Origin of the sequence: Priestia sp. D3YE.R1, assembly GCF_049199565.1 — a bacterium.
Classification (GTDB): domain Bacteria; phylum Bacillota; class Bacilli; order Bacillales; family Bacillaceae_H; genus Priestia; species Priestia aryabhattai.
Genome location: NZ_JBLTHW010000003.1, coordinates 566,921 through 589,561, shown reverse-complemented (window position 1 = coordinate 589,561; position 22,641 = coordinate 566,921). Strand labels below are relative to the sequence as shown.

Sequence of the window (22,641 nt, the reverse complement as noted above, 5' to 3'; positions counted from 1 at the left end):
TATTCCTATGAAGAAATTAGAAAACACTGAAAATAACTATTGCGAACGCGCGGCATACGTATTAAAATATAGTAGAGTCAACACGCAATAAAGGCTCTACATAATCGGGACTGTAGTTCAGTGGGAGAATACTTGTCTGGCAGACAAGGGGTCGTGGGTTCGAATCCCATCAGTTCCATAAAAACAGCCGTATCAAGAGTTTAAAACACTTTAAAACTCTGCAGGATGGAATGGTTGCAATACTATTTCATCTGACCTCTTCATGATTTCCATGAAGAGGTTTTTTATTTTCTTTTTACGATTGATCCTCATGATTTTTATGATTATTCTTTTCACTGCTCCTACTGACAATTTCTCTAAGTTCGCCCTCGTCGCCTTTTGCATTGATGATTTCAAAAAGCTGATTCAGCCCTTCACTTGTTTCATCATTTGGTTCTTTGCCCATTCTATCCCCTCCTTTTGCTTCTAGGATGCCCATTTTTTTCACATTGTTTCATGTAAAAAGCAATTCATCAATATTAATCGGCCGTAAAAGTATACCTTTACGACCCTTGTACGATTAATGGTTATATAGATACAATCAACCCTCTCATTTTTGCAGCGTTTTATAGGGCTTCTAATACTCATCTATAATGAAATGATCATCACAAACTTCGTTAAAATCGTTCTCTTCGTGGAGATCTACTTCTTTATCTTTGGATATCTCGGTTTCTGTTGTAAATAGTTTAAAAAGCTTGTTTAACATTGTTCCACCTCATATCTTTCATTAATACATTCAGTATGACTAATTTATATGAAGCCAGTATGAATTGAAACTTAAGATAATGTGAATGTAGACATTAACGTGAGATGTTAAGCACGCTTATACCCTGGACGAAAAGGTTACTTCATTCTACAAAGAGGTGATTAGTATATCAGCTGTATTTGGCATTCGTTCTATAACAGTCGTCTTTGTTATTCGTTTTGCTATTGTACTAGGTAGCTTAGTTTTATGTATTCTCGCTTTAATCCTTGAGTCATCAACATCCTTAAATACTATTCAAACCGCTTGTGTAGTTAGAATTATCCTTTTGCTTGCTTTGTTTTTCTTTGGTGATATCCATAATCAAACGAAAAAACGCAAGCTATAAAAAAGAACTTTGTATGCTGCTGCAAAGTTCTTTTTATAAACACTTACTGTTTGTTAAGGACTGTATTAAATATGAAATAGCTCATACACTTCTCATACAATCGCTAAGACCTATTCAGTTAACAATTCTTCTTACGTTTTTTTTCAAACCATCCATATGCAATTTCAGCTTTAATTTCTTTATTTCCCGGAGAAACTAGGAAAATAACGTATGAACCGTTGTTTGGAAAGATAAATTTACCATCTTCATCACTTACTAATGTACTTTTCGGCGGAACAACACGGTTAAATACGTTTACCCCTTTGGTAGGAAAGCCTTTTACCATTTCTGCAAATTTAATTTTCCCTTTTGGCTTTGAACGTATTGTAGTATTCGCTGGACTCACATTATCCGAAGTTGTTCCTTTTCCAGGCGGGATGGAGTTAAACCAAATTTCAGCAGTAAAAGGTTCGTTGGAATAGTTAGTGATAGTAAAAGCATTCACAAATAAATCTACTCCGGAGCCGGAAGGGTTAACTAACCCGCCCCAAGCATTTCTATTTCCACCAAAACGAATAGGCTCAGTTTGTCCAACAAAATAGTCTCCTTTTAAAGATTGATATAAAGGATTAGGTATATTAACGGCTTTAATATACGGTTTGCTCGACTCGTAATTCGACATACAATCATCTCCTTTCTGTAATATATTATTTTATGAGGGTTTTCTATAAATGCTTGGACATATTCATATAGAAATATATTTAATCTTTATATAAACTCAAAAAGATAGACCCGGTACTGAGCCTATCTTTTCCTATCGCTTAATGCCCTCGTCGACTGCTGGTGTATAAACGGATTGCTTTTTGACTTTATATTCCGACGCTTTTTTAATACTTCTACTATCACTTCTTAAAGTAGTAATCACCTATTCTTTTGTAGTCATAGAATGAAGAATCCTTGCCCTTTTTTCGCAATATTCAACAATTTCATAACAGGTTGTGAGAATATCATGTCTAGACAGTTCTATTTCATCAAATACAAATTTTGAAAGCTGCTTCTGCAGAATCTCCAGCTTTTTGCTGTCTTCTTCATCGATCCATAGCCCTTCCGTAATACACACATCTGCTAGTTTGTTAATAGATTGAGCCGTCCAGTTTAAGCCGGCTGAAGAAACAGTTTTTGTAAGTAAATCGTTTTTTATAGCTAGAATAACTTGACACACATGGGTATAGGCATCAACTTTCTTTTGGATAAATGCTTTGCGAAGCTCTTGTTTGTATTGCTCTTTCGACATCGTTATAGCTACGACAGAAGTAATAAATGTTCCTGCCAGCGCGATGAGCGACCCTATCAAAATTCCTATCATTTCTCCTGACAAAACGTTCACCTCTTTAAAGGTATTTCTATATGATATGAGAATGAAGGAAATGATATGAGGTAAACACCATGTAAAAACAGCCCTAACTTTTCTAAGTTAGGGCTGTAACACTGAAAATATGATGGTAACGAAATTAGATAATACGACTTGTAATAATTCCTTCAATTTGACCAATTTTTTCTTCTAGCTCAGGCACAATCTCGTCGCTTACTTGATTGTCAATATCAATCATTGTATACGCATATTCACCGCGGCTTCTGTTCACCATATCTGCGATGTTTAAATTGTAGTTTGAGAATACTTGTGTAAGTTGTCCTACCATATTCGGCACGTTGTGATGGAAAGCAGCTACGCGTTTTTTCCCAGTGTAAGGAAGAGATGCATTCGGGAAGTTCACTGAATTTTTAACGTTTCCTGTTTCTAAGAAATTTTTCACTTGACGTGCTGCCATTACCGCACAGTTTTCTTCTGATTCTTGAGTTGATGCCCCTAAGTGAGGAATTGGCACAACATTTTTCATGTTCAAGATATTTTGATTTGGGAAATCTGTAATGTATCGTCCAACTTTTCCACTTTCAAGAGCAGCTTTCATATCTTCTTCGTTTACAAGCTCACCCCGTGAGAAGTTCAAAATATGAACATCTGGTTTCATGATGCTAAACGTTTCTTTATTGAAAACACCTTTTGTATCTTCCGTTAATGGAACATGAACCGTAATATAGTCAGATGCTGCAAATAGTTCTTCTAGAGACATTGCACGCTGTACGTTGCGAGACAAATTCCAAGCTGTATTAACAGAAATGAATGGATCAAAACCAATTACGTCCATATCTAAATCAAGCGCGTCGTTTGCTACAAGAGCACCAATTGCACCTAAACCAATAACGCCTAATGTTTTGCCTTTGATTTCTTTTCCAACAAACTGTTTTTTACCTGCTTCAACTAACTTAGGAATTTGATCACCTTGGCCATCTAATCCTTTTGTCCATTCAACTCCAGCAAATAAGTTACGAGAAGAAGCCATAATTGTAGTTAAAACCATTTCTTTTACTGCGTTTGCATTAGCTCCTGGCGTATTAAATACAACGATACCTTGCTCCGTGCAAGCGTCCACCGGTATATTATTAACCCCCGCTCCAGCTCGTGCAATAGCTTTTAAATTTTGGTCAAATGCCATGCTGTGCATGTTAAAGCTACGCACGACAATAGCATCTGGATTTTCGCTGTCGTTGTCAATTTGATAACCTTCTTGATTAAAAACATTTAGACCTTTTTGTGCAATGTTGTTTAATGTTTTGATTGTTTGTACTTTTTCCAATGTTAATGTGCTCATTTTGTACTCTCCTCTGATTATCATCGTAGTTTTACACGTTTTTACCTTTGGATAAAGGAACTTCATTTTTAATTTTTTTAAAAGTCTGGTTTTTTAGCCTACATGTCTGATAACTTCTATATCCTCTCCCCCTAAACAGAAAGAGGTAAGAGATATGTATTAATCCCTTACCTCTGCCCAGGCGAACGGCTACGTCACTATATGCTTCCTCACGGTTATCCGCGTTTCGCCAGTCACATATAGTCTTTGAAATTAAGTATATTCTAGCAAACTCTTTCAGAACGTTCAACCTTTTTTTTAAAAGTTTGCTTTTTTCAGTCTAATTTTTAATCTCTTTGGTGAATCTCCTAATATATTGACAAATACCCCAATACATGTTAAATAAGAAGAGTGATTAGCACTCTATCAACTCAAGTGCTAATTATTTTATAAGCCCTATTTGGAAAGGAGAACTTCTTATGTCAAAAAAAGAATTCAAAGCCGAATCAAAGCGATTATTAGAGATGATGATTAATTCCATCTATTCTCAAAAAGAAGTATTTTTGAGAGAACTTCTATCAAATTCAAGTGATGCAATCGATAAAATTTATTACAAAGCTTTAACAGACGACTCCTTGCATTTTAACAAAGAAAGCTACTACATAAAAGTAACACCAGATAAAACTAACCGTACCTTAACCATTACGGATACTGGAATTGGTATGACGCAAGAGGAGCTTGAAAGCAGCTTGGGCACAATTGCAAGAAGCGGTTCTCTTGCGTTTAAAAACGAAAATGAAACAAAGGACGGACACACGATTATCGGCCAATTCGGCGTTGGGTTTTATGCTGCGTTCATGGTAGCAGATGTCGTAACGGTGATTAGTAAAGCTTTAGGCAGCGATAAAGCCTATAAATGGGAATCTACTGGTGCTGATGGTTATACAATCGAGCCGTGCGAAAAAGAAACGGTTGGAACTCAAATCATTTTAAAAATTAAAGAAAATACAGAAGATGAAACATATGATGAGTATCTAGAAGAATATCGTTTAAAAGAGATCATTAAAAAGTATTCAGACTTTATCCGCTACCCGATTAAAATGGACATAACGGAAAAACGCCCTAAAGAAGGTTCTGATAACGAGCTAGAAGATTATACAGAAGAACAAGTTATCAACAGTATGATACCGATCTGGAAGAAAAACAGAAATGAATTGACTTCAGAAGACTATGAGCAGTTTTATTCAGAAAAGCGCTACGGATTTGATAAACCGCTCACTCACCTTCATATTAATGTGGATGGAACGATTCGCTACAATGCCATTTTATTTATTCCAGAAAATAGTCCGTTTGACTACTACTCAAAAGAATTTGAAAAAGGACTTGAATTGTATTCAAACGGCGTCTTAATTATGAATAAATGTGCAGATCTTCTTCCAGATTACTTTAGCTTTGTAAAAGGTATGGTAGATTCTGAAGATTTATCTCTTAATATTTCACGTGAAATTTTGCAGCAAGACCGCCAGCTTCAGCTGATTGCCAAAAACATCGGCAAGAAAATCAAAAATGAATTAAAAAGCTTGCTTAAAAACGAACGTGAAAAGTACGAGAAGTTTTATGAATCATTTGGCCGCCAGCTGAAGTACGGCGTTTACAGTGACTTTGGCAGCAACAAAGACGTGTTAAAAGACCTGCTTTTATTCTATTCTTCTACAGAGAAAAAGCTCGTAACACTAGATGAGTATGTATCGCGCATGCCTGAGGATCAAAAGTATATTTATTATGCATCAGGCGAATCGTACGAACGAATTGAAAAGCTTCCTCAAGCAGAATTGGTTGCAGATAAAGGGTACGAAATTCTGTATTTTACAGAAGATATCGATGAATTTGCGATTAAAATGTTAATGACGTACGAAGAAAAAGAATTTAAATCTGTTGCAAGCAGTGACTTAGGTATTGAAGCAGAGGAAGAACAGCTCAATGAGTCTGAGGAAAGAGAAAACAAAGAGCTATTTGACTATATGAAAAAAGCTTTGGCGGAAAAAGTAGGAGATGTGCGCGCGTCTAAGCGTTTAAAAACACATCCCGTTTGCTTATCAGCTGATGGTGAAGTAACGATTGAAATGGAGAAAATTTTAAGTGCTATGCCTGACAATCAGCATGTGAAAGCAGAAAAAGTGTTAGAAATTAACGTAAATCATGATGTATTCGCCTCTTTAAAAGATGCATTTGAAAAGGATAAAGCGAAATTAGACCTTTATACAAATCTATTATATAACCAAGCTCTTTTAATTGAAGGCTTATCTATTAGTGATCCCGTTGAATTCACAAATGATATTTGTAAAATCATGATATAAAAATCAGGCGCAGAATCATTCTGCGCCTGATTATATGTATGACATAATAAAATTAGTTATATAGTAAGAAGCGATAAAAATGGGTACCGGCAGTTCTTCTATTACTCTTATTGAGTGTTTGCCTTCTTTAAAATAAAAAAGGTCTGATTTAAACTCTGCGACTTTTTCTCTTTTTTGATTAAAAATACACGCTTCCTCTATGGCTTCATGACTGCTTAACATGTAGACGTTATTTCCCCATCTAATTTCTTGTTTCCCTTCGTTTTTAGTTATTCCTTTACCTAATAGATACCCCACTGTTTTTCCATTTTCTTTTATCACCCACCGGTGTTTTTCCACGTGATCAATAAGCACCGTTCTTCCTTCCCATTGAACTTGTAAATGTACCTTTAAGCCGCAGGAGAAGATAGGAAACCAAGAAATAGAATCTAAAACTGGAAGTCCATCACGAGTTAAAAAATCAATACTTTTAGTCCACATATTTTTATGCGTTCTCTTAAGTTGTCCGACTTTTTCTCCATTTTCATTTGTAACTGCTACGGTCTTCCCTGCTGATTTAAAATAGGGAAGATAAAAAATATATTCTTGCATATAAGCCTCCAAAAATTCTGTACCTTATATTAACAGCGTGTACATAGTTATGTTTCTATCTTTCATATATTTCATTTGTTTCTCTTGATTTCTTCCTTTGTTTGAATTGGCTTTGATTTTCTTTTAAATGCTTTAGTAAAGCAACAATCAAGAAACTAACAATCACAAGAAGAAGCCAAGAGCTAATTTTACTTATATGAACCATTGTCCACTGCTGCTGTTGATCTGGATACTGCCATGCTCCGAAAAATGTTGCGATATTTTCAGCGATCCAAATGAAAAAGCCAATCAGTACAAAAGACAATACTAAAGGCATGCGATATGTACGTTTATTAACCGTAAAATACACAAAAGTTCGATAAAAAATAAATAAAGTAAAAAGTTTTAAAAACCAGCGGAAGTCGTAAATGAAATGATGCGTGAAAAAGTTAAGGTAAATAGCCGCACTTAGTATACTGACCATCCATGTAGCAGGCCAATTCGTAAGCTTTAATTCAAGCCTTCTCCACACTTGGCACATGTAGCTGGCTACACTAGCATACATAAATCCGCTGTACAGCGGAACTCCCCAGACTTTAGTGAAAGCTTTTTCCGGGTAGCTCCATGAGCCCATATGAACTTTGTAGAGTTCTAACGCTAGTCCAATTAAATGAAATACTGCGATGACTTTTACTTCATCAAGCGTTTCTCGTTTAAACATCACCATTAAAACTTGAGTTCCTAGGCAGACTAATAAAATAAGGTCATATCGAGAAATAAACGGTACTTCAATTATTTTTGTCATAGCCAATGTAAGAAAAATAATAACAGGAAAAACACAAGATTTTGCTTGTTCTAAACCAAAATAGATTAATTGCTTCATTGTAACATCCTATCTTTATAGTATTCCTTCGTGTTTTCACAGAAATGATTCCCTGAAAATTATTGCAGATTTTTCAAATTTATTCAATAAGCATCTCCGCTGTTTTTGTAACTAAACTATCAGATCCAGCGGAGATCAGTTTTCTCCGTTAACTTTTCAAAAAATCGGTGACTCTCTGTACATAGGGCTCTTTATCGTAAGATAAGTACAGATAACTAGTTAATTGTACAGGCTCCCCAAAGAAAAAACGTTCATACAGTGTTTCTCTAGTGCCAAACGGACTCATCGTTAAATCCCACGCTAGTCGAAAAAGCTGGATTCGATCTTCTGCTCCTCTCGATTTAGCTTGCAAATAACGCGTAATATCTTCTTTAACCAATGAGCGGCACGTATTTTCTGTCGGTATTGCCATTAATCCGCTGGCACCTAAAAGCTGGATAATCTCTGTAAAGGTAGGGTATGTTTTTGAAAATAAATGTGCGGCAATACGAAGTGTAGTTTCATTCGGACGCATGTAGCCCCATGGATCAATTTCCGCTTCTTCTTCTGCTTTCATCACGAGAGCTTTCATCGTTTCTAACGCAATAATAAGGTCCGTGGCTTTTTCTCGCACATGCGGATAGTCCGTAATGTTAATGGTTTCAATCAGAGATTGTACAATTCCTAATACAAATTCTGTTTTGACAATTCTCCTTGAAGTTACTTGATGAAGAGCAAAGGCTGAGAAGGAACTAGAAGCAAGGAATGTATTTGATACGTCAACATTCTCATAGAAAAACACGCGGTTCCACGGTACTAATACATGGTCAAAGACAACAATTGTATCCATTTCTTCAAATCTAGAACTTAATGGATAATCAAACGTCGAATCTTTTCCTGCAAATGATTCTCTACAAATAAATTTAATTCCTTTTGTATTACTTGGAATCGAAAAAGCAAACCCTTTTTCTTTTCCTTGAATGCCCGCTGAAGACAGTACGAGTAGCTCATCCGTCATTCCACCCTGGGTAGCAAGCAGTTTCGCTCCTTGGATAACGATTCCCTCATTGTTTTTATCAACTATTTTTGCTGCTATCGGTTCGTCGTTTTGCTCGTAATAAAATTGGATTCGATTGACTTGAGGATCGATGAATGTATGAGTGAGCGATAAGTCGTGCTCTCTCACATATTCATAATAAGAAACGATGTTTTCAGGAAAGCAATTTTCTGTTCCTCTCAGGAGTTCTGCAGAGGATGCAAAAGCCATCAATACGGTATTCATATAATCTGGACTTCTTCCTATCATACCATGGGTTAATTGCGCCCATTGCTGAGTCATCTCTCGTCTTTTTTTTAACTCTTCTTTTGTTTTAGGCTGTAAATAAGATGTACCGACAAATTCCTTAGAAGCCGGAGATTGGTATGTCATGATATCTTTGATTTTTTTATCATGCTGAAGATCATAAAGCTTAGCTTGACTGTTAATGGCTCCTTTAAAAGCCGGATGTTCTGATATATTGCCTGTTACGAGCTTGCCATCAACCCATATATTTGCTTTTAATTGATTAATTCTTTCTACGTATTGCTTCCCATTAATTGCTGACATACTCCCACTCCCAGACTTTCAATAAATATTTTCAACTATTGCATTTTTATCATATTACGATGTCTTTTCCATGTTTCTTTCATACATCACAGCTTTGAGCATAAAAAAAGAAGGTTACGGTAACCTTCTTTTTTTTAGGATTTATTTATATTGAATATCATTTCTTAGGGATTCAACTTTACTTAATGCTTGGTCAATATCAGACTCTTCAACATTAAAGTGAGCAAGTGCATCGTGAAGATGCTTAGCAATTGCATTAAAATGTTCGGGTTGAATATTCATATTTGCATGTGCTTTGGTCATCGACTTTCCTGAATATTGATTCGGTCCACCTAAGGCAAAGCTTATAAACTTAGCTTGATGTCGACGTTGTTTATCCATATCCGTGTGCTCAAAAAAGTGACTGACTGTTTCGTCTTTTAATACAAGCTCAGAATAAAAATAATCTACTACTTTTTCAATCGCTTCTTGTCCGCCCACTTTTTCATACAATGTTTGTTCCAAAACAATTCCTCCTTTTGTACCTTTACCCATTATTACCCAATACAAGTATTCATATTCTTTAAAAGGCTTCTTTATGGAAATTCGTTATCGTCATGTTTTATTCCTCTTCATCATAAAGAATAAAATGTAAAGGGAATGAACGCAGTGCAAAGGAGTTGTAGAAACTGCATTTAATATCTATCGTTAACGGACTTTAAGCATGACGACATTAGATAAGCGCTTCTCTAATACACGTAAGTATAAGCCGGCACGCCTTTTACTCCTACTCGACATGAAAAAAGAGACCCGGCAGCTTCTTCATATTTTTCTTCTTCTTTAGCTGTGGTGATAAATAAGGTTTGTAAATCGTCTCCTCCAAATGTACAGCAGGTTACATTGGAAACAGGAAGATAAATAGATTCTATAATTTCTCCTTTATCTGGATCTACACAAATAACTTTCGAACCTCCCCAAAGCGCTACCCATAATCGGTCGTGCTCATCAATTGTCATTCCATCAGGAAACCCGTCCATATCTGAAAGATCAATCACCACTTTTTCATTTTCAAGCCTTGTTGTTTCTTTAGAAAATGAATAAGACATAATTTTATTTTTCAGTGAATCAACCAGAAAGAATTTGTCTCCTGCCCGATTCCAAGCTAACCCGTTTGACACGCTTAATCCTTCTTTAGCGCTCTTAATTACACCTTTTTCATCTACTACGTACAGCTGGGCTTTTCCTTCTTCATCTTCTTCACTCATCGTTCCAACCCAAAAGCGATTATACGGATCACATTTCCCATCATTAAAACGCATGGTTTGTTCCAGAGTATCTAAACGTATATACTCTTCATGATTCTTTTTGTTTTTATCAACTAAAAGCAGCTGATTACGAGTGGAGACAATCAATTTTGAGTGATTGGTTTTAGAAACGCTTGTAACGACTGAAGGAAGAGCAATATCTTCTAAGGTTGTCGTTTTTGGATCGTACGTAAGAAGCTTTTTATCTAAGATGTCTACTAGTACTAATTTTTGATTTTCTTCATCCCATAGGGGTCCTTCAAGCAAACGTCCATCGTACTTTTTTTCAATTTTCGCTTCCATTTTCAAGCTCCTTTGTCGTTTTTATGTACAACCGTTTTTTATAATCGCTTTTTTAAAAAATACTTCTTTAAGTAAATAAAAAACAGGAATATCTTCCCTTTTTTTATAATTACCCGTTATATGATCTTCTCTAAACACTAGGTTCCAAGAGAATCTTTTCATAAAAAAACAGCACGCTGTGTATAGCGTGCTGTTTTTTTATTATAAAGTTACGTGTTCTTTTTCTAACTCTTTAACACGTGCTGCAAATTCTTCTTCTGTTAAACCATGTTCTTTTACATAGCGGTTACGAGGACTTACTCGGCATTCATGTGAGCAAGCGCGTAAATATTTGTGTTCGTTTTCTTCAGAAGCTAAGATTTTCTTATTGCATTCTGGGTTTGCACAGTTAACATAGCGTTCACAAGGCTCGCCGGTAAAATGATCCTTCCCGACAATCACATGTTCTTTTTGATTAACTGGTACGCTGATGCGCTCATCAAATACATAGCACTGGCCGTCCCATAGTTCACCTTGTACTTCCGGATCTTTTCCGTATGTTACGATACCTCCGTGAAGCTGGCTTACATCCTCAAAACCTTCTTCAAGAAGCCATCCAGAGAATTTTTCACAGCGAATACCGCCTGTGCAGTACGTTAAGATTTTTTTATCTTCAAACTGATCTTTGTTGTCGCGAATCCATTCAGGAAGCTCACGGAAGTTTCGAATATCCGGACGAACAGCTCCTCGGAAGTGACCTAGATCGTATTCATAATCGTTTCGTGCATCAATTACGACCGTATTCTCATCTTGCATTGCTTGATAAAATTCTTTTGGGCTTAAGTAATTACCCGTTACACGAAGAGGATTCACATCTTCTTCTAAACGAAGAGTGACTAATTCTTTGCGGTGACGTACGTGCATTTTTTTGAACGCATGTTCATCTGCTTCGTCTATTTTAAATACAATACCTTCAAAACGAGGATCATTTTTCATCGTTTCCATGTATTTATCTGTTTGTTCAACTGTTCCTGATACCGTTCCATTGATCCCTTCAGCCGCAATTAAAATGCGTCCTTTTAATTCAAGCTCGTTACAAAATGCCAAGTGCTGAGCTGTAAACTCTTCAGGATTTTCAATTGGAGTGTACAAATAATATAGTAGTACTTGATATGGTTTTCTTTCAGTCATGTTGCTTCTTCCACCTATCTGTTTATATTTGCAAGATATAATGCATGTAGGTCGGTTATTGCGAACCGAATTAATGGTAACAATTCATTACTTAAAGGTACATTACGACAAAAACAACATCCTTTCTATAAGGATGCTTCTATCTAAAAAGTAGTATAGTGAATGATTGTTTCAAAAACATACAGTATTTAAGCCTGTAATAGTATAACATATCAAAGCTCTCACTTCTAGGATTTGTTTTTTAATAAAGTTTTACTGCCGTGATACGTTCTATATGAATGTTCTCGTGCATACATGATGAGATATGAATCTTTGAGATCGGGGGCGAAAATGATGCCTTTTTACACATTAAAAGACGGTGCAACTTTGTACTATGAACAACAAGGAGAAGGAACACCTGTTATTTTCATTCACGGAGTATGGATGAGCAGTCGTTTTTTTCATAGCCAGCTTTCTTTTTTTTCGAAACAGTATCAGACTGTTCTGTTGGATTTAAGAGGACACGGAAATTCAAGTCATACTCCATACGGTCACACAATTTCTACTTATGCTCGTGATGTGCATGAGTTTATAAACTCTCATCGATTAAAAGACGTCATATTAGTAGGCTGGTCGATGGGTGCTTTTGTTGTGTGGGAATATTTAAAACAATTTGGTGAAGAAAATGTAAAAGGTAATGTTATTGTAGATGAAATGGCTTCAGACTTTAAGTGGCCGGACTTCCCAATCGGTGCATTTGATTTACCTGCGCTTATTTCGCTCATGCAAGGTATTCAACTTAATCGAACAAGTACGTTAGAAAGTTTTATTCCGCTTATGTTTAAGGATGAGTTAACCGAAGAAAATAAACATTGGATCATGAAAGAAGTAACGAAAATGCCCGAGTCGATAGCCAGTGCTATTTTGTTTGATCAATCCATTGTGGACTATCGAGAGTTTCTCCCGTTTATTACAACTCCTACTTTACTGTGCTTTGGAAAAGAAGAAAAGCTCATTCCTGTAGCGGCTGGAAGACATATTCAAAAGCTGATTTCAGGTTCTGTACTTGAAGTATTTGAAAACAGCTGCCACTGCCCTTTTCTAGAAGAAGGCGACCGATTTAACAAAGTTGTAAGTGATTTTATCGAGCATATCTAATTTACAAATTTAAAGAAGCAGCGCTTTACCTCCGCTGCTTCTTTAAATGAAACCTTCTATGCGTTTATGTATCACTATGCTTAAGGTAAGAAAACCTCGCGTCCGTCATAGGCAAAGCTTACGTTTTTATCTAAAAGCATCTCAGCGTGCTTTCTGATATCGATATCATGTGATAAATGAGTAAACACCACGTTTTTTGCCTGCAGCTTCGCTTTAATCTCCATTGCCTCTGTCACATCATATACGGATCTTTTTTCTTTTTGAAGATATTCTTTCCAGAAAGATGTACCGAATATCAGTAAATCTAAGTGGTAAAAAGGCTTCCACTGTTCATTTGTCACATTAAAAGAATCGGATACATACGCCCAGCGTTCGCCTTGTTTTTGATGGACTACAATGCCGTAGGAATAACCGTTAAATCCGTGATTTACTTTATGAAACGTAATGATCGTTTCTCCTCTTTCCCATTTTAACGTGCCATTAAAGGTAAGCCCTTTTCTTTTTGCGAGATAAGGAAATCTTTCGATTAACTCATTGATGACTTCAGGCGCTCCTACGACTTCTGTATTTACATTATTCCAGTAGCATAAGTCGGCTAAATCTCCTAACCCAGAAACATGGTCGTTGTGAGGGTGAGTAATCAAGACGGTAGAAGGGATTTTTTTGTTATTATATAAATGAAATTGATATTTAAAATCAGGTGATACATCAATCAAAAACACGTTACCGTCCAGTGTAAACTGTGCGCTAGGTCTTGTGCGTTGATTTAATGGATCTTTTTCCGTGCATACTTTACAGTCACATAATAATCGAGGCACCCCTTGAGCATCGCTCGTCCCGTAAAATAAAAGCTTGTTCATATTCTGTTTCCCCCTCAAGGTCTATCTCTGTAATCAAAGACATGCCCTATGTTTTTCTGTTCTTTTATTAACTATTTTTTATTTGTCGTTTTAGCGTAAAATGAGCTTTTATATAAAACAGCCAGTCTTTTTAACGACTGGCTTTGCGGTAATCACTATAAAAGCATTTTTTTGTGCGTTTTCTATTGCTTTCTTTCTTCATCTCTTTCAACAATATGCTGAAGAATAGATAATTTGTTTGTCCAAAATTGTTCGTAATAAGAAAGCCAATCTTTTATTTCTTTCAAAGGCTCTGGCTGAAGATGATACACTTTTTCTCTTCCTTTTTTCTGTCCATGAACTAAGTCTGCTTCTGAAAGTATATGAAGATGCTTGACAATAGCGGTACGGCTTATTGAAAAATGAGACGTTATTTCTGAAATAGGCAATTCTTTTTCAGAAAGCAGCTCAAGTACTTTTCTTCGAGTAGGATCAGCAATGGCTTGAAAGATATCATGCTTGGCAGCTGGTGAAGTCATTTAGTTTTCAACAACCTTTCGAAGTTTTTCATTCACGAGACTAATCCACCCGTAACTCATTCTATTTCGTACCACTGAACTCTTTTCGTTTGCTTTTTCAAGAAGTGTTTCAGCTTCTTTCCATCCGCTATGAACAAGCGTAAATTCAGTTTGATTACCCATTTCTTTTAAGGTAAACGAAACGATCCATCCATCCGTATCCCAAGAGAAAGAAAGGTAGTTTGGTGCATCTATTTCTAATACTTTACACGGAGATGGCCCAAAAGGCGATTGTAAATGAAATTCATATCCTACCTGAGGCTGGAAATCATTAGGCATGAACCATTGTTGGAGCCCTTCTGCCGTTGCGACTTTATCCCAAACTTTTTGAATTGGCGCGTTAAACATTATCGTTTGTTTTACATCTTCTAATACACTTTTATCATTCATCGTTATCTTCATTCTCCTTTTTTAAAAAATAACACCAAAAGGTTTTATATATAAACAATATAACACCTTTTGGTTTCATGTCAATTCCTCTTTTAAAAAATGAAATCCTTCAATATATCTCCGTTCTTTGATAAAGAACTTTGTTATGATGTTGAATGAGTGCATTTTGTTATATTTAAAATATATCTTTTAAACGATGCTTCGTCCGCTTTGTGCCAATGCATAATGAATGCCATGCTGCAGTGTTTGAAAACAATCATATTTTGATAAATCAATATGAGTCTCTGATATAACTAAGCCTAAGTCAGCAGAAATTCCTACTAAAATGGTTTTTGTACCAATCAGGGACGCTGCTGCACCTAATTTTTCGATAAGGCTTGCCGTATATTCAGTAAGTTCTTTATCCAATCCGGTTAAATCCAGCACAAGATAATTAGCCTGATGTTTTGGGAGGTTATTTAGTGTATTAACAATCAAATCTTCCGTTCGATCCTCGTCGTATTTGCCAATCAAAGGAACGACGACTATGCCTTCCAAAACCGGAATAATAGGAGAAGACAGCTTTTTAATAAGATCTTTTAACTCTGCTGTTTTTTCTGCTACAATGTTTTCCAAATGTTCTATTTTCTGCGCTTCTTTTCTTCTGGCTAATTGATGAATATTTTGAGTGATATCAATGTTGGAAGGGAAGTATTCTACTGTGGTGCATTCATGCCCTTCTATTTGATGTTGAATCACCTTGTACCAAATATTTGTTCCGAATAGTCCTGTAAAAATCCCTGCATAATGGGCCGGAAGAAAATTTCCTCCCTTTGTTTTCTTTTGCGCCACGTTAATTTTATGTTCCCAACTGTCTTTTAATTCAGCAGATAGAGTTTTACTTTCAGGATTTAAATATTTGATGGTTGTTTTTCCCCATCCAGCCGAAGCGTATGTATTGGTAATTAACTCAGCCGCTTCAAAAACCGTTACGCCTTTCATATTTTGAAAGTACTCTCCTACTACTAATCCTTGTCGGAAACCAGTGGTTTCCAGTACTACCGAAGCTGCCTCTTCTCCAGATATTTCTTCGATTGTATCAAACAATGTTTTCATCGCAGAAGAAATCCAAAAAAGGATCGCATCTTCTCCTTCAAAGCTAAATTGTCCTTTTTCTAAATCCCAAGCAAAACTAAGACCACCTATATCAATATTCTTTTTTTCACCCATGGCGGAATCTCCTTTTTATAAAGTTCTTACCTTCTTTATATTTTATCTTATATTGAAGAAGCTGGTAATAAAAATTGTTGCATATTTTCTATTGCTTGTCTAACCATTACCCATGTTTTCAATTAATGAAAAAGAAAGGTGAATGCTATAGAACTTTGAATTCGCCAACCTTTCTTTCTTTTGTATCAAACATACATGATAAAAAGGGAGAAAAGCAAATTGTAATATAACATCACATTACGTTATAATATAATTATATTCAAAAAAAAGTCTTTAGGAAAGAGGAGGAAAAAGATGAAGTTAAATACTCATAGCTCTACGCCTTTATATATGCAGTTAAAACAGGCTATTACAGAAGATATTAATAAAGGAGTTTATACTCCGGGTGAAAAACTTCCAATTGAAACGGATTTGTGCGATATATACGGAGTAAGTCGAATTACGGTAAGAAAAGCCGTATTAGATTTAGTAGAAGAAGGCCTTCTGATACGTCAGCAAGGAAAAGGAACCTTTGTTCAATATCCAAAAGCTAAGAGAGAGCTGTTTGCCGTTAATGGGCATACAGAGTATATGTCGGAATTAGGGAAAGTACCGCAGACTAAAATTTTGTCTTTTGGTATAAAACCTGTAAAAGCTCCTGTGGCAAAGATGTTATCAATCCCTCCAGAAAGTGAAGTCCTTGAACTGCAGCGCATCCTGTATTATGACGACCAGCCTCTTACCTTAGAAATTTCTCACTACTCCTTAGAATTGTTACCACATTTAGATCAGCACGTCCATAATTCAGTTTCAATGTACGATATTATAAAAAATAAGTACAATATTGCTCCGGTTCATAATAAAAAATTATTGAACATGGTATTTGCAAATGTGGATGAAGCAAAACATTTAGAGTGTGAAGTCGGAGAGCCTCTGTTTAAAGTGGAAAAAGTAGCGTATGATTCACAAAAAAGACCGATTCATTCATCCTTTCTACACTACCCTGCGAATCGCGTTACGTTCACTATAGACAGTTCTAATGCTTAATAAAATAGCGCCTTGCTTTAGAAGCAAAGGCGCTATTTTATTCACTTTAAAACCATTTCACAGTCTGTATGATATTCTTTTCCATATCCAAATGCTCCGTAATTTTGACAAGTTTGTGATGCCACCAATGATCCATTATGGAGGGCTTTGGCTATATTTTTTTCTGGTAGATAAGAAGAAAGAAAACCAGCTATAAAAGAATCTCCAGCCCCAAGCGTATCCACTACATTTGTAGGAATTATAGGCTGTTTAAATAACTGATTTCCGACTGATAATAAAGCTCCCTCTTCTCCTCTTGTCACGCATACGACACTGGTTCCTAACAAGTGTACTCGCTTTATTAAATTCATACACTCTTCTTCTGGCAGGCTGCTTCCTGAGAAGAATGCATAGCTGATATATGGACATACTTGCTGTAAATATTCCTCATCGTATCTCGTAGAAAAATCAAAGGAAATATCAATGATTTTATGTAGCAACGGAAGGTCAGATTCTAAATGACTAAAAACGCTCGTATGAAGAAGATCGTGCTGACGAATATAGGCTAAATCCGATTCGTTCAGCATTAGTTTTAATCTAGATTGAACGCCCCCTTTATTTGATCCTACAAAAATTCGATCACCTTGTTCGTCAAGTGTTACAACCGCCATTCCATTCTCGCCTACAGCTCTTCTTACTCTGCTAATATCCATCTTTTCTTGCTGCAGAGTATTTACTACATGCTCTGCCGATTCGTCATTCCCCACGATTCCCATATAGGAAGACTGATGATTGCTCAATCTATTATAAAATACGGCCACATTTAGCGCGTTGCCGCCTGGATAGATCTTTCCTTGATCTTTATAGTAATCTACTACATTATCCCCTACTCCAATTAGTTTCATCTGCTTATCCTCCTATTATTTAACACTTCCGTTAGCAATGCCACGGATAAAATATTTTTGCATAAATAAAAACAACATAACAATCGGTGCTGCTGAAATGGTCAGTCCAGCTAGTAATACCCCCCAATCTGTTTGCAAAGCGTCTCTAAATTGCATTAATCCTGCTGGGATTGTACGCAAACTGTCGTCGTCAATAAAGATAATGGCAAACATAAATTCATTCCATGTGTAGTAAGCTGTCAAAATTGTCGTTGTTAATAAAATGGGCGTGCTCATTGGAATAAAAATCCGAAATAAAATCCCCAAGCTTGTACATCCATCTAACCGAGCTGCTTCCTCCAGTTCTTTTGGAATCGAAAGAAAATAAGCTCGAATTAACAAAATGGTTAAAGGAATTCGATAAGCAACATAAGGCAGAATCAGCGCCAAGTGTGTATTATAGATTCCAAGTTTTTGAATAATGCTATACAAAGGAATTAAACTTACCTGAGGAGAAAGCATAAGCCCTCCCAGACATATAATAAGGACAATAGCTTTTCCTTGAAACTCAAAGCGTGATAGTCCATAAGCTCCTAAGGCACTGACCAGAACCGTCAAAAAACAAGACGCGCCCGTGACGATCACACTGTTTAAAAAGTAAGAAGATATTCCGCTTTTCCACGCGGTCACGTAATTTTCAATTAGCCAAGTATGCGGCATAGACCAGCTGTGAGTAAAGATTTCATCCGTGCTTTTAAAAGAACTTATAATCATCCAAAGCAAAGGATACGCAATGACGATAAAATAGACGATCAGTCCGACATATACTATCGTTACACCTGTGTACCTCTTCTTTTTTCTTTCTTCAGCGGCTGTATTGACAACGTTAGGTAAGGTGACATTTGTTTTAGGCATCTGCATCAAGCGTCTTCCTTTCCTGTTTTAAATGCTTTCATTTGAACAAGAGAAATCAACAGCGTAATAATTAAAATGACAGTAGCAATTGAAGAAGCGTAGCCCATCATATCTTTCGAAAAGGCTGTTTTGTATAAATACGTACTTAGGACTTCAGATGATGTACCCGGTCCGCCTCCAGTTAAAATATAAGGTTCATTAAATACTGTAAAAGCACCAGTGAGTGTTAAAATAACAGCTACAAATGTCATTTCTTTTGTTTGCGGTACAGTAATATGAAAGAACATTTTAAACTTATTAGCGCCGTCTATTTCAGCTGCTTCATACAGTTCAGGTGAGATTTTTTGTATCGCTACAATATATAGCATGGCAATATAGCCGATAGACTGCCACTGAGATACAGCAATTACTGCATAAATAGCCGTATCACTGTCTCCTAGCCAAGGTTTTGCCAACGAATCTAATCCAATCATTTTGAGTACTTGATTTAAAAGCCCTACTTCAGGGTTGTAAAAAAAAGTAAACAACAAAGCGATAACGGTCATCGAAACGACTACTGGTAAAAAATAAACCGTTCGAAAAAAAGGAGAAAACTTTCGAATAAGTTTATCTTCTAAAACGGCAGCCACAATCAGACCTCCACCCACTTGAAAAATAATTGAAATGACCGCATAAAGAATATTATTTTTCAGTGCTTGATAAAAGACAGGGTCTTTAAATAAGTGAACATAATTATCTATTCCTACAAAAACCTTGTCTGGTGAAAATGTACTCCACTCATAAAGACTATCCCAAATATTCTGAAAAATAGGGAGGTACACAAGTAGCAAAAAAGCAAATGCAGGAAGAAGATATAAATAAGGGGTTAGCTTATTGCGTTTTAACATTGCTTTTTCACTTCCTTACTTTTTAGATTCAGCACGAACACTCGCTGCCGCTTTTTGTACATCTTTCATTACTTCTTTAGGTGTTTTATCACCATTTAGCATAAGCTGAGCGCCTGTTAAATAAGCATCTGCAATTCGAGCATCGATTGCCATATCAAACCATGGAGCCATCTCTTTGGCTTGTAAAATATTATCTACTGCTTCTAATTGCTCCGGGGTTGAATTAATGCTGTTAGCCGTATCATTTACTGCACTGTATTTCCCTACTTCTTTTACTAGCTTTTCACCCATTTGTTTTGATGTTAAAAATTCAAGAAATTCCATCGCTTCTTTTGGATGCTTTGTTTTAGAAGAAATCATAAACCCTTCAGGTGATCCAGTTAAATTAGTAGCGTTTCCTTTTCCGTCCTCCACTTTAGGAAAATTAAACATGCCAATCTTAAATTTCGTTGGACCAAAAAGCTTAATTTCAGCGGTTTCAGCATAAAACATAGCTGCTTTTCCATTTGAAAATTGTTGTCTTGCATATTCATGATCAATCGAATTTGTGTTTTTATTAAAGTAAGGAACTAATTCTTCTAATTTTTCTAGAGATTTTACATAACCTTTATCCGTGAATGTCCCAGTTTTTGAGTTATAGTCTTTTAAAAGAACGTCATGCTTTACCATGCGCTGGTTTAAGGTTCCTACGTAGTGAGAAATGGTCCACGTATCCTGGCTTCCAAACTCTAAAGCTGTATAATGCTTCTTTTTTAACACGCTTAAAACATTTAGTAGCTCGTTCCAATTTGTAGGTGCTTTTAATCCTAATTTATTGAAGATATCTTTGTTGTAAAAAAACATTTTTCCATCCATTGTAACAGGAACACCATAAATTTTATTATTAACGGTATATGGTTTAATTTGTGATTGAACAAGAGTGGAAGACCACGCTGAATCCTTCTTATAATAAGAGGTTAAATCTAAGGCTTTGTTTCCTCTGACAAATTGTCTAGCAAACTCATCGCTCCAAGAAAAGTAAACATCAGGAGGGGTATTGGTGCCTGTCATAACTTTAATTTTGTCTTTATACGAATCGTTTAAGACCGCTTCTGTTTTGATATCAATATCAGGGTGCTTTTTCTCAAATTCTTTTACAACTTCTTCAAAGTAGCTTTTTTCAGGTTCTTTTGGCCATCTGTGAAAGAATGTTAATGTTGTCTTTCCTGTGTCTGAGTCTGAAGACGTTTGTTTTCCAGCACACCCCCCGAGCATTAAAGAACAACTTAAAAGTGAGGCTAAGATTAAATTTGTCTTTTTCATATAGAAACCCCCTTATTGTAAGTGCTTTCATATTCAAGTTATACTATAATGTTTTATAACATTATAGTATAACTCGTAAGGAAAATATACAGATTTCTATCTTTATTAGGTGATTATTAATATTCTACTTTCCACATATAGCGTCTTTTACTTAAAGGATGATTGCGTGCTTCAGCTAATTCTTCGGCATATTGACGCAGTACACGGTTTAATACAAGAGGAGCAATATACCCTTGCACGTCTTTATCAATTCCTTTGAAGTCATATGCTTTTGCATCTAGAACAGTTAACTTCTTGCCGTATCGTTTAGAGAATGATAAAGCACGTTCTTCTAAAGGTCTTGTTTCATCTAGTCCAGCTAGGATGATAAAAGGTACGTTTTCATCAATAATTTCAAATGGACCGTGGAAATACTCTCCGGCGTGAATAGCGTGAGAATGAATCCACTGCATTTCCATCAAGATACAGATGCTGAATGAATATGCTGCTCCATAGTTTGAACCGCTGGCCATTGTATAAATAACCGGTTCAGACTTATGTGATTCGGCGAATTTTCTCGCATTGCTCGCTTCGTATTCGAGAGCTTTTTCATAAACAGACTGTAAATTTTCTAAGCTAGTAACTAACTTTCCAAATTTGTCGTTATTTTCTGCTACGTATAAAAGACCAAATACAAGCTGATATAAAACGCCTAAGTTTGTTTCAAAAGCATCGATATCATTCCCCCACTCATACTTAATAAAAATATCTGCGCTGTGTGCTAAAGGTGAAGTAGGTTCATTTGTTAAGGCTACAGCATAAGCGCCTTTGCTTTTAGCGAACTTAGCTGCTTCTGTAGTCTCAGGAGTTGTTCCTGACATGGAACATAAAATAACCAAGGAGTTTTTTCCTAGTTGCTGCGGATTGCGGTGGATAAATTCGTTCGAGCTATACAAATCGGATGTAATATGTTGAGCTTCTCGATCTAGTACATACTTAGCTGGATACATGATCGCAGAAGATCCTCCACATGCGACGAAAAACACATTACGAATTTGCTTGCTTTTTAATTCGTTTAATACGGCTTGCACATCACTTTTTACATGCACTACTGTTTTGCTCATTTTCCCCACTCCTCAAATAAAATATGATATACAACATTATGTAATGTTATATATTGTTATATTAAACTGTAAACGTTAACTAGTCAATATATTTATCAGAATATTTAACTTTTTATCTATATTTGTAGAAATACAGTACGGCAAGTTACAAATCTCTTTTTTCTTATTTCCTCCAAAAAAATAAAAACCTTCTCTAAAATAAGAAGGTTTCACATCATGATCTGCATAGAGACTGCCTTTGCCTTACTTCTGAAGATTTTATTACATATCTTCTTTGCCTTGACAGCTCGGACACTCATAAACGTGCACAAAATAAAGCCCAATATGGTGAAATCGTTTCCCTAAGCAATCTGGACATGTTCCTGCTTCGCGGATTTGTTCCCGTCGTTTGTCTCGCTGACTAGCGAAAAAATTTACAAATTTCATAAAAAACCTCCCTCAT

23 protein-coding genes, 1 tRNA gene and 1 riboswitch are annotated in these 22,641 nt (G+C 36.0%); of the genes, 4 read left to right on the top strand and 20 right to left on the bottom strand.

What is annotated here, in order from left to right:
* Nucleotides 1–106 precede the first annotated feature (106 nt).
* Nucleotides 107–178, top strand: a tRNA-Ala gene (locus ACOZIR_RS21315).
* A 117-nt stretch (nucleotides 179–295) separates the two neighbouring features.
* Here ACOZIR_RS21315 and ACOZIR_RS21310 read toward each other — a convergent pair.
* From ACOZIR_RS21310 to ACOZIR_RS21295, 4 genes are all read right to left on the bottom strand, one after another.
* Nucleotides 296–445 carry a hypothetical protein gene (locus tag ACOZIR_RS21310; RefSeq protein ID WP_013057122.1) on the bottom strand — a complete coding sequence of 50 codons (150 nt, stop codon included), beginning with the start codon at nucleotides 443–445 and terminating at the stop codon, nucleotides 296–298.
* 803 nt (nucleotides 446–1,248) lie between these two features.
* Nucleotides 1,249–1,791, bottom strand: coding sequence for a DUF6143 family protein (locus tag ACOZIR_RS21305; protein ID WP_045295559.1), 543 nt, complete (start codon nucleotides 1,789–1,791; stop codon nucleotides 1,249–1,251).
* A gap of 243 nt (nucleotides 1,792–2,034) precedes the next feature.
* Nucleotides 2,035–2,496 (bottom strand): hypothetical protein, encoded by a 462-nt coding sequence (locus ACOZIR_RS21300; RefSeq protein ID WP_237758606.1) that lies wholly within the window; start codon nucleotides 2,494–2,496, stop codon nucleotides 2,035–2,037.
* Nucleotides 2,497–2,620: 124 nt separating this feature from the next.
* A complete protein-coding gene (locus ACOZIR_RS21295) occupies nucleotides 2,621–3,820 on the bottom strand; it encodes a phosphoglycerate dehydrogenase (protein WP_045295556.1) in 1,200 nt (399 codons plus the stop codon).
* Nucleotides 3,821–3,988: 168 nt separating this feature from the next.
* Nucleotides 3,989–4,067: riboswitch (ZMP/ZTP riboswitch) on the bottom strand.
* A gap of 211 nt (nucleotides 4,068–4,278) precedes the next feature.
* On the opposite strand from ACOZIR_RS21295, the gene htpG reads away from it, so the two are divergent.
* Nucleotides 4,279–6,156: a molecular chaperone HtpG gene (htpG, locus tag ACOZIR_RS21290; protein WP_310878798.1), complete on the top strand. Its 1,878-nt coding sequence runs from the start codon at nucleotides 4,279–4,281 to the stop codon at nucleotides 6,154–6,156.
* A gap of 30 nt (nucleotides 6,157–6,186) precedes the next feature.
* Here the strand turns inward: htpG and ACOZIR_RS21285 are convergent, their stop codons facing one another.
* The 6 genes from ACOZIR_RS21285 to ACOZIR_RS21260 form a co-directional block, all read right to left on the bottom strand.
* Complete coding sequence (locus tag ACOZIR_RS21285) at nucleotides 6,187–6,747, bottom strand: tubby C-terminal domain-like protein (RefSeq protein WP_045295554.1); 561 nt, start codon at nucleotides 6,745–6,747, stop codon at nucleotides 6,187–6,189.
* Nucleotides 6,748–6,802: 55 nt separating this feature from the next.
* Nucleotides 6,803–7,609 carry a DUF817 domain-containing protein gene (locus ACOZIR_RS21280; protein ID WP_310878797.1) on the bottom strand — a complete coding sequence of 269 codons (807 nt, stop codon included), beginning with the start codon at nucleotides 7,607–7,609 and terminating at the stop codon, nucleotides 6,803–6,805.
* Between the two features lie 148 nt (nucleotides 7,610–7,757).
* The gene (gene hpaB, locus ACOZIR_RS21275; RefSeq protein ID WP_045295551.1) at nucleotides 7,758–9,194 is read right to left on the bottom strand and encodes a 4-hydroxyphenylacetate 3-monooxygenase, oxygenase component; all 1,437 of its coding nucleotides are present in this window, start codon (nucleotides 9,192–9,194) and stop codon (nucleotides 7,758–7,760) included.
* A 141-nt stretch (nucleotides 9,195–9,335) separates the two neighbouring features.
* Nucleotides 9,336–9,698, bottom strand: a complete 363-nt coding sequence (locus tag ACOZIR_RS21270) for a group I truncated hemoglobin (protein ID WP_080890256.1) — start codon at nucleotides 9,696–9,698, stop codon at nucleotides 9,336–9,338.
* 224 nt (nucleotides 9,699–9,922) lie between these two features.
* Nucleotides 9,923–10,780, bottom strand: a complete 858-nt coding sequence (locus ACOZIR_RS21265) for an SMP-30/gluconolactonase/LRE family protein (RefSeq protein WP_045295547.1) — start codon at nucleotides 10,778–10,780, stop codon at nucleotides 9,923–9,925.
* Nucleotides 10,781–10,981: 201 nt separating this feature from the next.
* Nucleotides 10,982–11,950, bottom strand: coding sequence for a rhodanese-related sulfurtransferase (locus tag ACOZIR_RS21260; RefSeq protein WP_025751870.1), 969 nt, complete (start codon nucleotides 11,948–11,950; stop codon nucleotides 10,982–10,984).
* A 333-nt stretch (nucleotides 11,951–12,283) separates the two neighbouring features.
* Between ACOZIR_RS21260 and ACOZIR_RS21255 the strand changes: the two genes are divergently transcribed.
* Nucleotides 12,284–13,087: an alpha/beta fold hydrolase gene (locus ACOZIR_RS21255; RefSeq protein ID WP_193377164.1), complete on the top strand. Its 804-nt coding sequence runs from the start codon at nucleotides 12,284–12,286 to the stop codon at nucleotides 13,085–13,087.
* A gap of 80 nt (nucleotides 13,088–13,167) precedes the next feature.
* Here the strand turns inward: ACOZIR_RS21255 and ACOZIR_RS21250 are convergent, their stop codons facing one another.
* From ACOZIR_RS21250 to ACOZIR_RS21235, 4 genes are all read right to left on the bottom strand, one after another.
* On the bottom strand, nucleotides 13,168–13,947 hold the full coding sequence (locus ACOZIR_RS21250) for an MBL fold metallo-hydrolase (protein ID WP_045294099.1): 780 nt from the start codon (nucleotides 13,945–13,947) through the stop codon (nucleotides 13,168–13,170).
* 182 nt (nucleotides 13,948–14,129) lie between these two features.
* Nucleotides 14,130–14,465: an ArsR/SmtB family transcription factor gene (locus ACOZIR_RS21245; protein ID WP_045294101.1), complete on the bottom strand. Its 336-nt coding sequence runs from the start codon at nucleotides 14,463–14,465 to the stop codon at nucleotides 14,130–14,132.
* Nucleotides 14,466–14,894, bottom strand: coding sequence for an SRPBCC family protein (locus ACOZIR_RS21240; protein WP_045294102.1), 429 nt, complete (start codon nucleotides 14,892–14,894; stop codon nucleotides 14,466–14,468). It abuts the gene before it with no gap.
* A gap of 189 nt (nucleotides 14,895–15,083) precedes the next feature.
* The gene (locus ACOZIR_RS21235) at nucleotides 15,084–16,103 is read right to left on the bottom strand and encodes an STAS domain-containing protein (RefSeq protein ID WP_045294104.1); all 1,020 of its coding nucleotides are present in this window, start codon (nucleotides 16,101–16,103) and stop codon (nucleotides 15,084–15,086) included.
* A 294-nt stretch (nucleotides 16,104–16,397) separates the two neighbouring features.
* Here ACOZIR_RS21235 and ACOZIR_RS21230 point away from each other — a divergent pair, with 294 nt between their 5' ends.
* Complete coding sequence (locus ACOZIR_RS21230; protein ID WP_045294106.1) at nucleotides 16,398–17,129, top strand: GntR family transcriptional regulator; 732 nt, start codon at nucleotides 16,398–16,400, stop codon at nucleotides 17,127–17,129.
* A gap of 41 nt (nucleotides 17,130–17,170) precedes the next feature.
* On the opposite strand, the gene ACOZIR_RS21225 is transcribed toward ACOZIR_RS21230, so the two are convergent.
* From ACOZIR_RS21225 to ACOZIR_RS21200, 6 genes are all read right to left on the bottom strand, one after another.
* On the bottom strand, nucleotides 17,171–18,013 hold the full coding sequence (locus ACOZIR_RS21225; protein WP_045294108.1) for a fructoselysine 6-kinase: 843 nt from the start codon (nucleotides 18,011–18,013) through the stop codon (nucleotides 17,171–17,173).
* Nucleotides 18,014–18,028: 15 nt separating this feature from the next.
* Nucleotides 18,029–18,907, bottom strand: coding sequence for a carbohydrate ABC transporter permease (locus tag ACOZIR_RS21220; RefSeq protein ID WP_375156324.1), 879 nt, complete (start codon nucleotides 18,905–18,907; stop codon nucleotides 18,029–18,031).
* A gap of 5 nt (nucleotides 18,908–18,912) precedes the next feature.
* Nucleotides 18,913–19,794, bottom strand: coding sequence for a carbohydrate ABC transporter permease (locus ACOZIR_RS21215; protein WP_045294112.1), 882 nt, complete (start codon nucleotides 19,792–19,794; stop codon nucleotides 18,913–18,915).
* Between the two features lie 15 nt (nucleotides 19,795–19,809).
* Nucleotides 19,810–21,096 (bottom strand): ABC transporter substrate-binding protein, encoded by a 1,287-nt coding sequence (locus tag ACOZIR_RS21210; RefSeq protein ID WP_045294114.1) that lies wholly within the window; start codon nucleotides 21,094–21,096, stop codon nucleotides 19,810–19,812.
* A 116-nt stretch (nucleotides 21,097–21,212) separates the two neighbouring features.
* On the bottom strand, nucleotides 21,213–22,199 hold the full coding sequence (locus ACOZIR_RS21205) for an SIS domain-containing protein (protein ID WP_045294116.1): 987 nt from the start codon (nucleotides 22,197–22,199) through the stop codon (nucleotides 21,213–21,215).
* A gap of 261 nt (nucleotides 22,200–22,460) precedes the next feature.
* A complete protein-coding gene (locus tag ACOZIR_RS21200; RefSeq protein WP_169746693.1) occupies nucleotides 22,461–22,625 on the bottom strand; it encodes a hypothetical protein in 165 nt (54 codons plus the stop codon).
* Nucleotides 22,626–22,641: the final 16 nt, after the last annotated feature.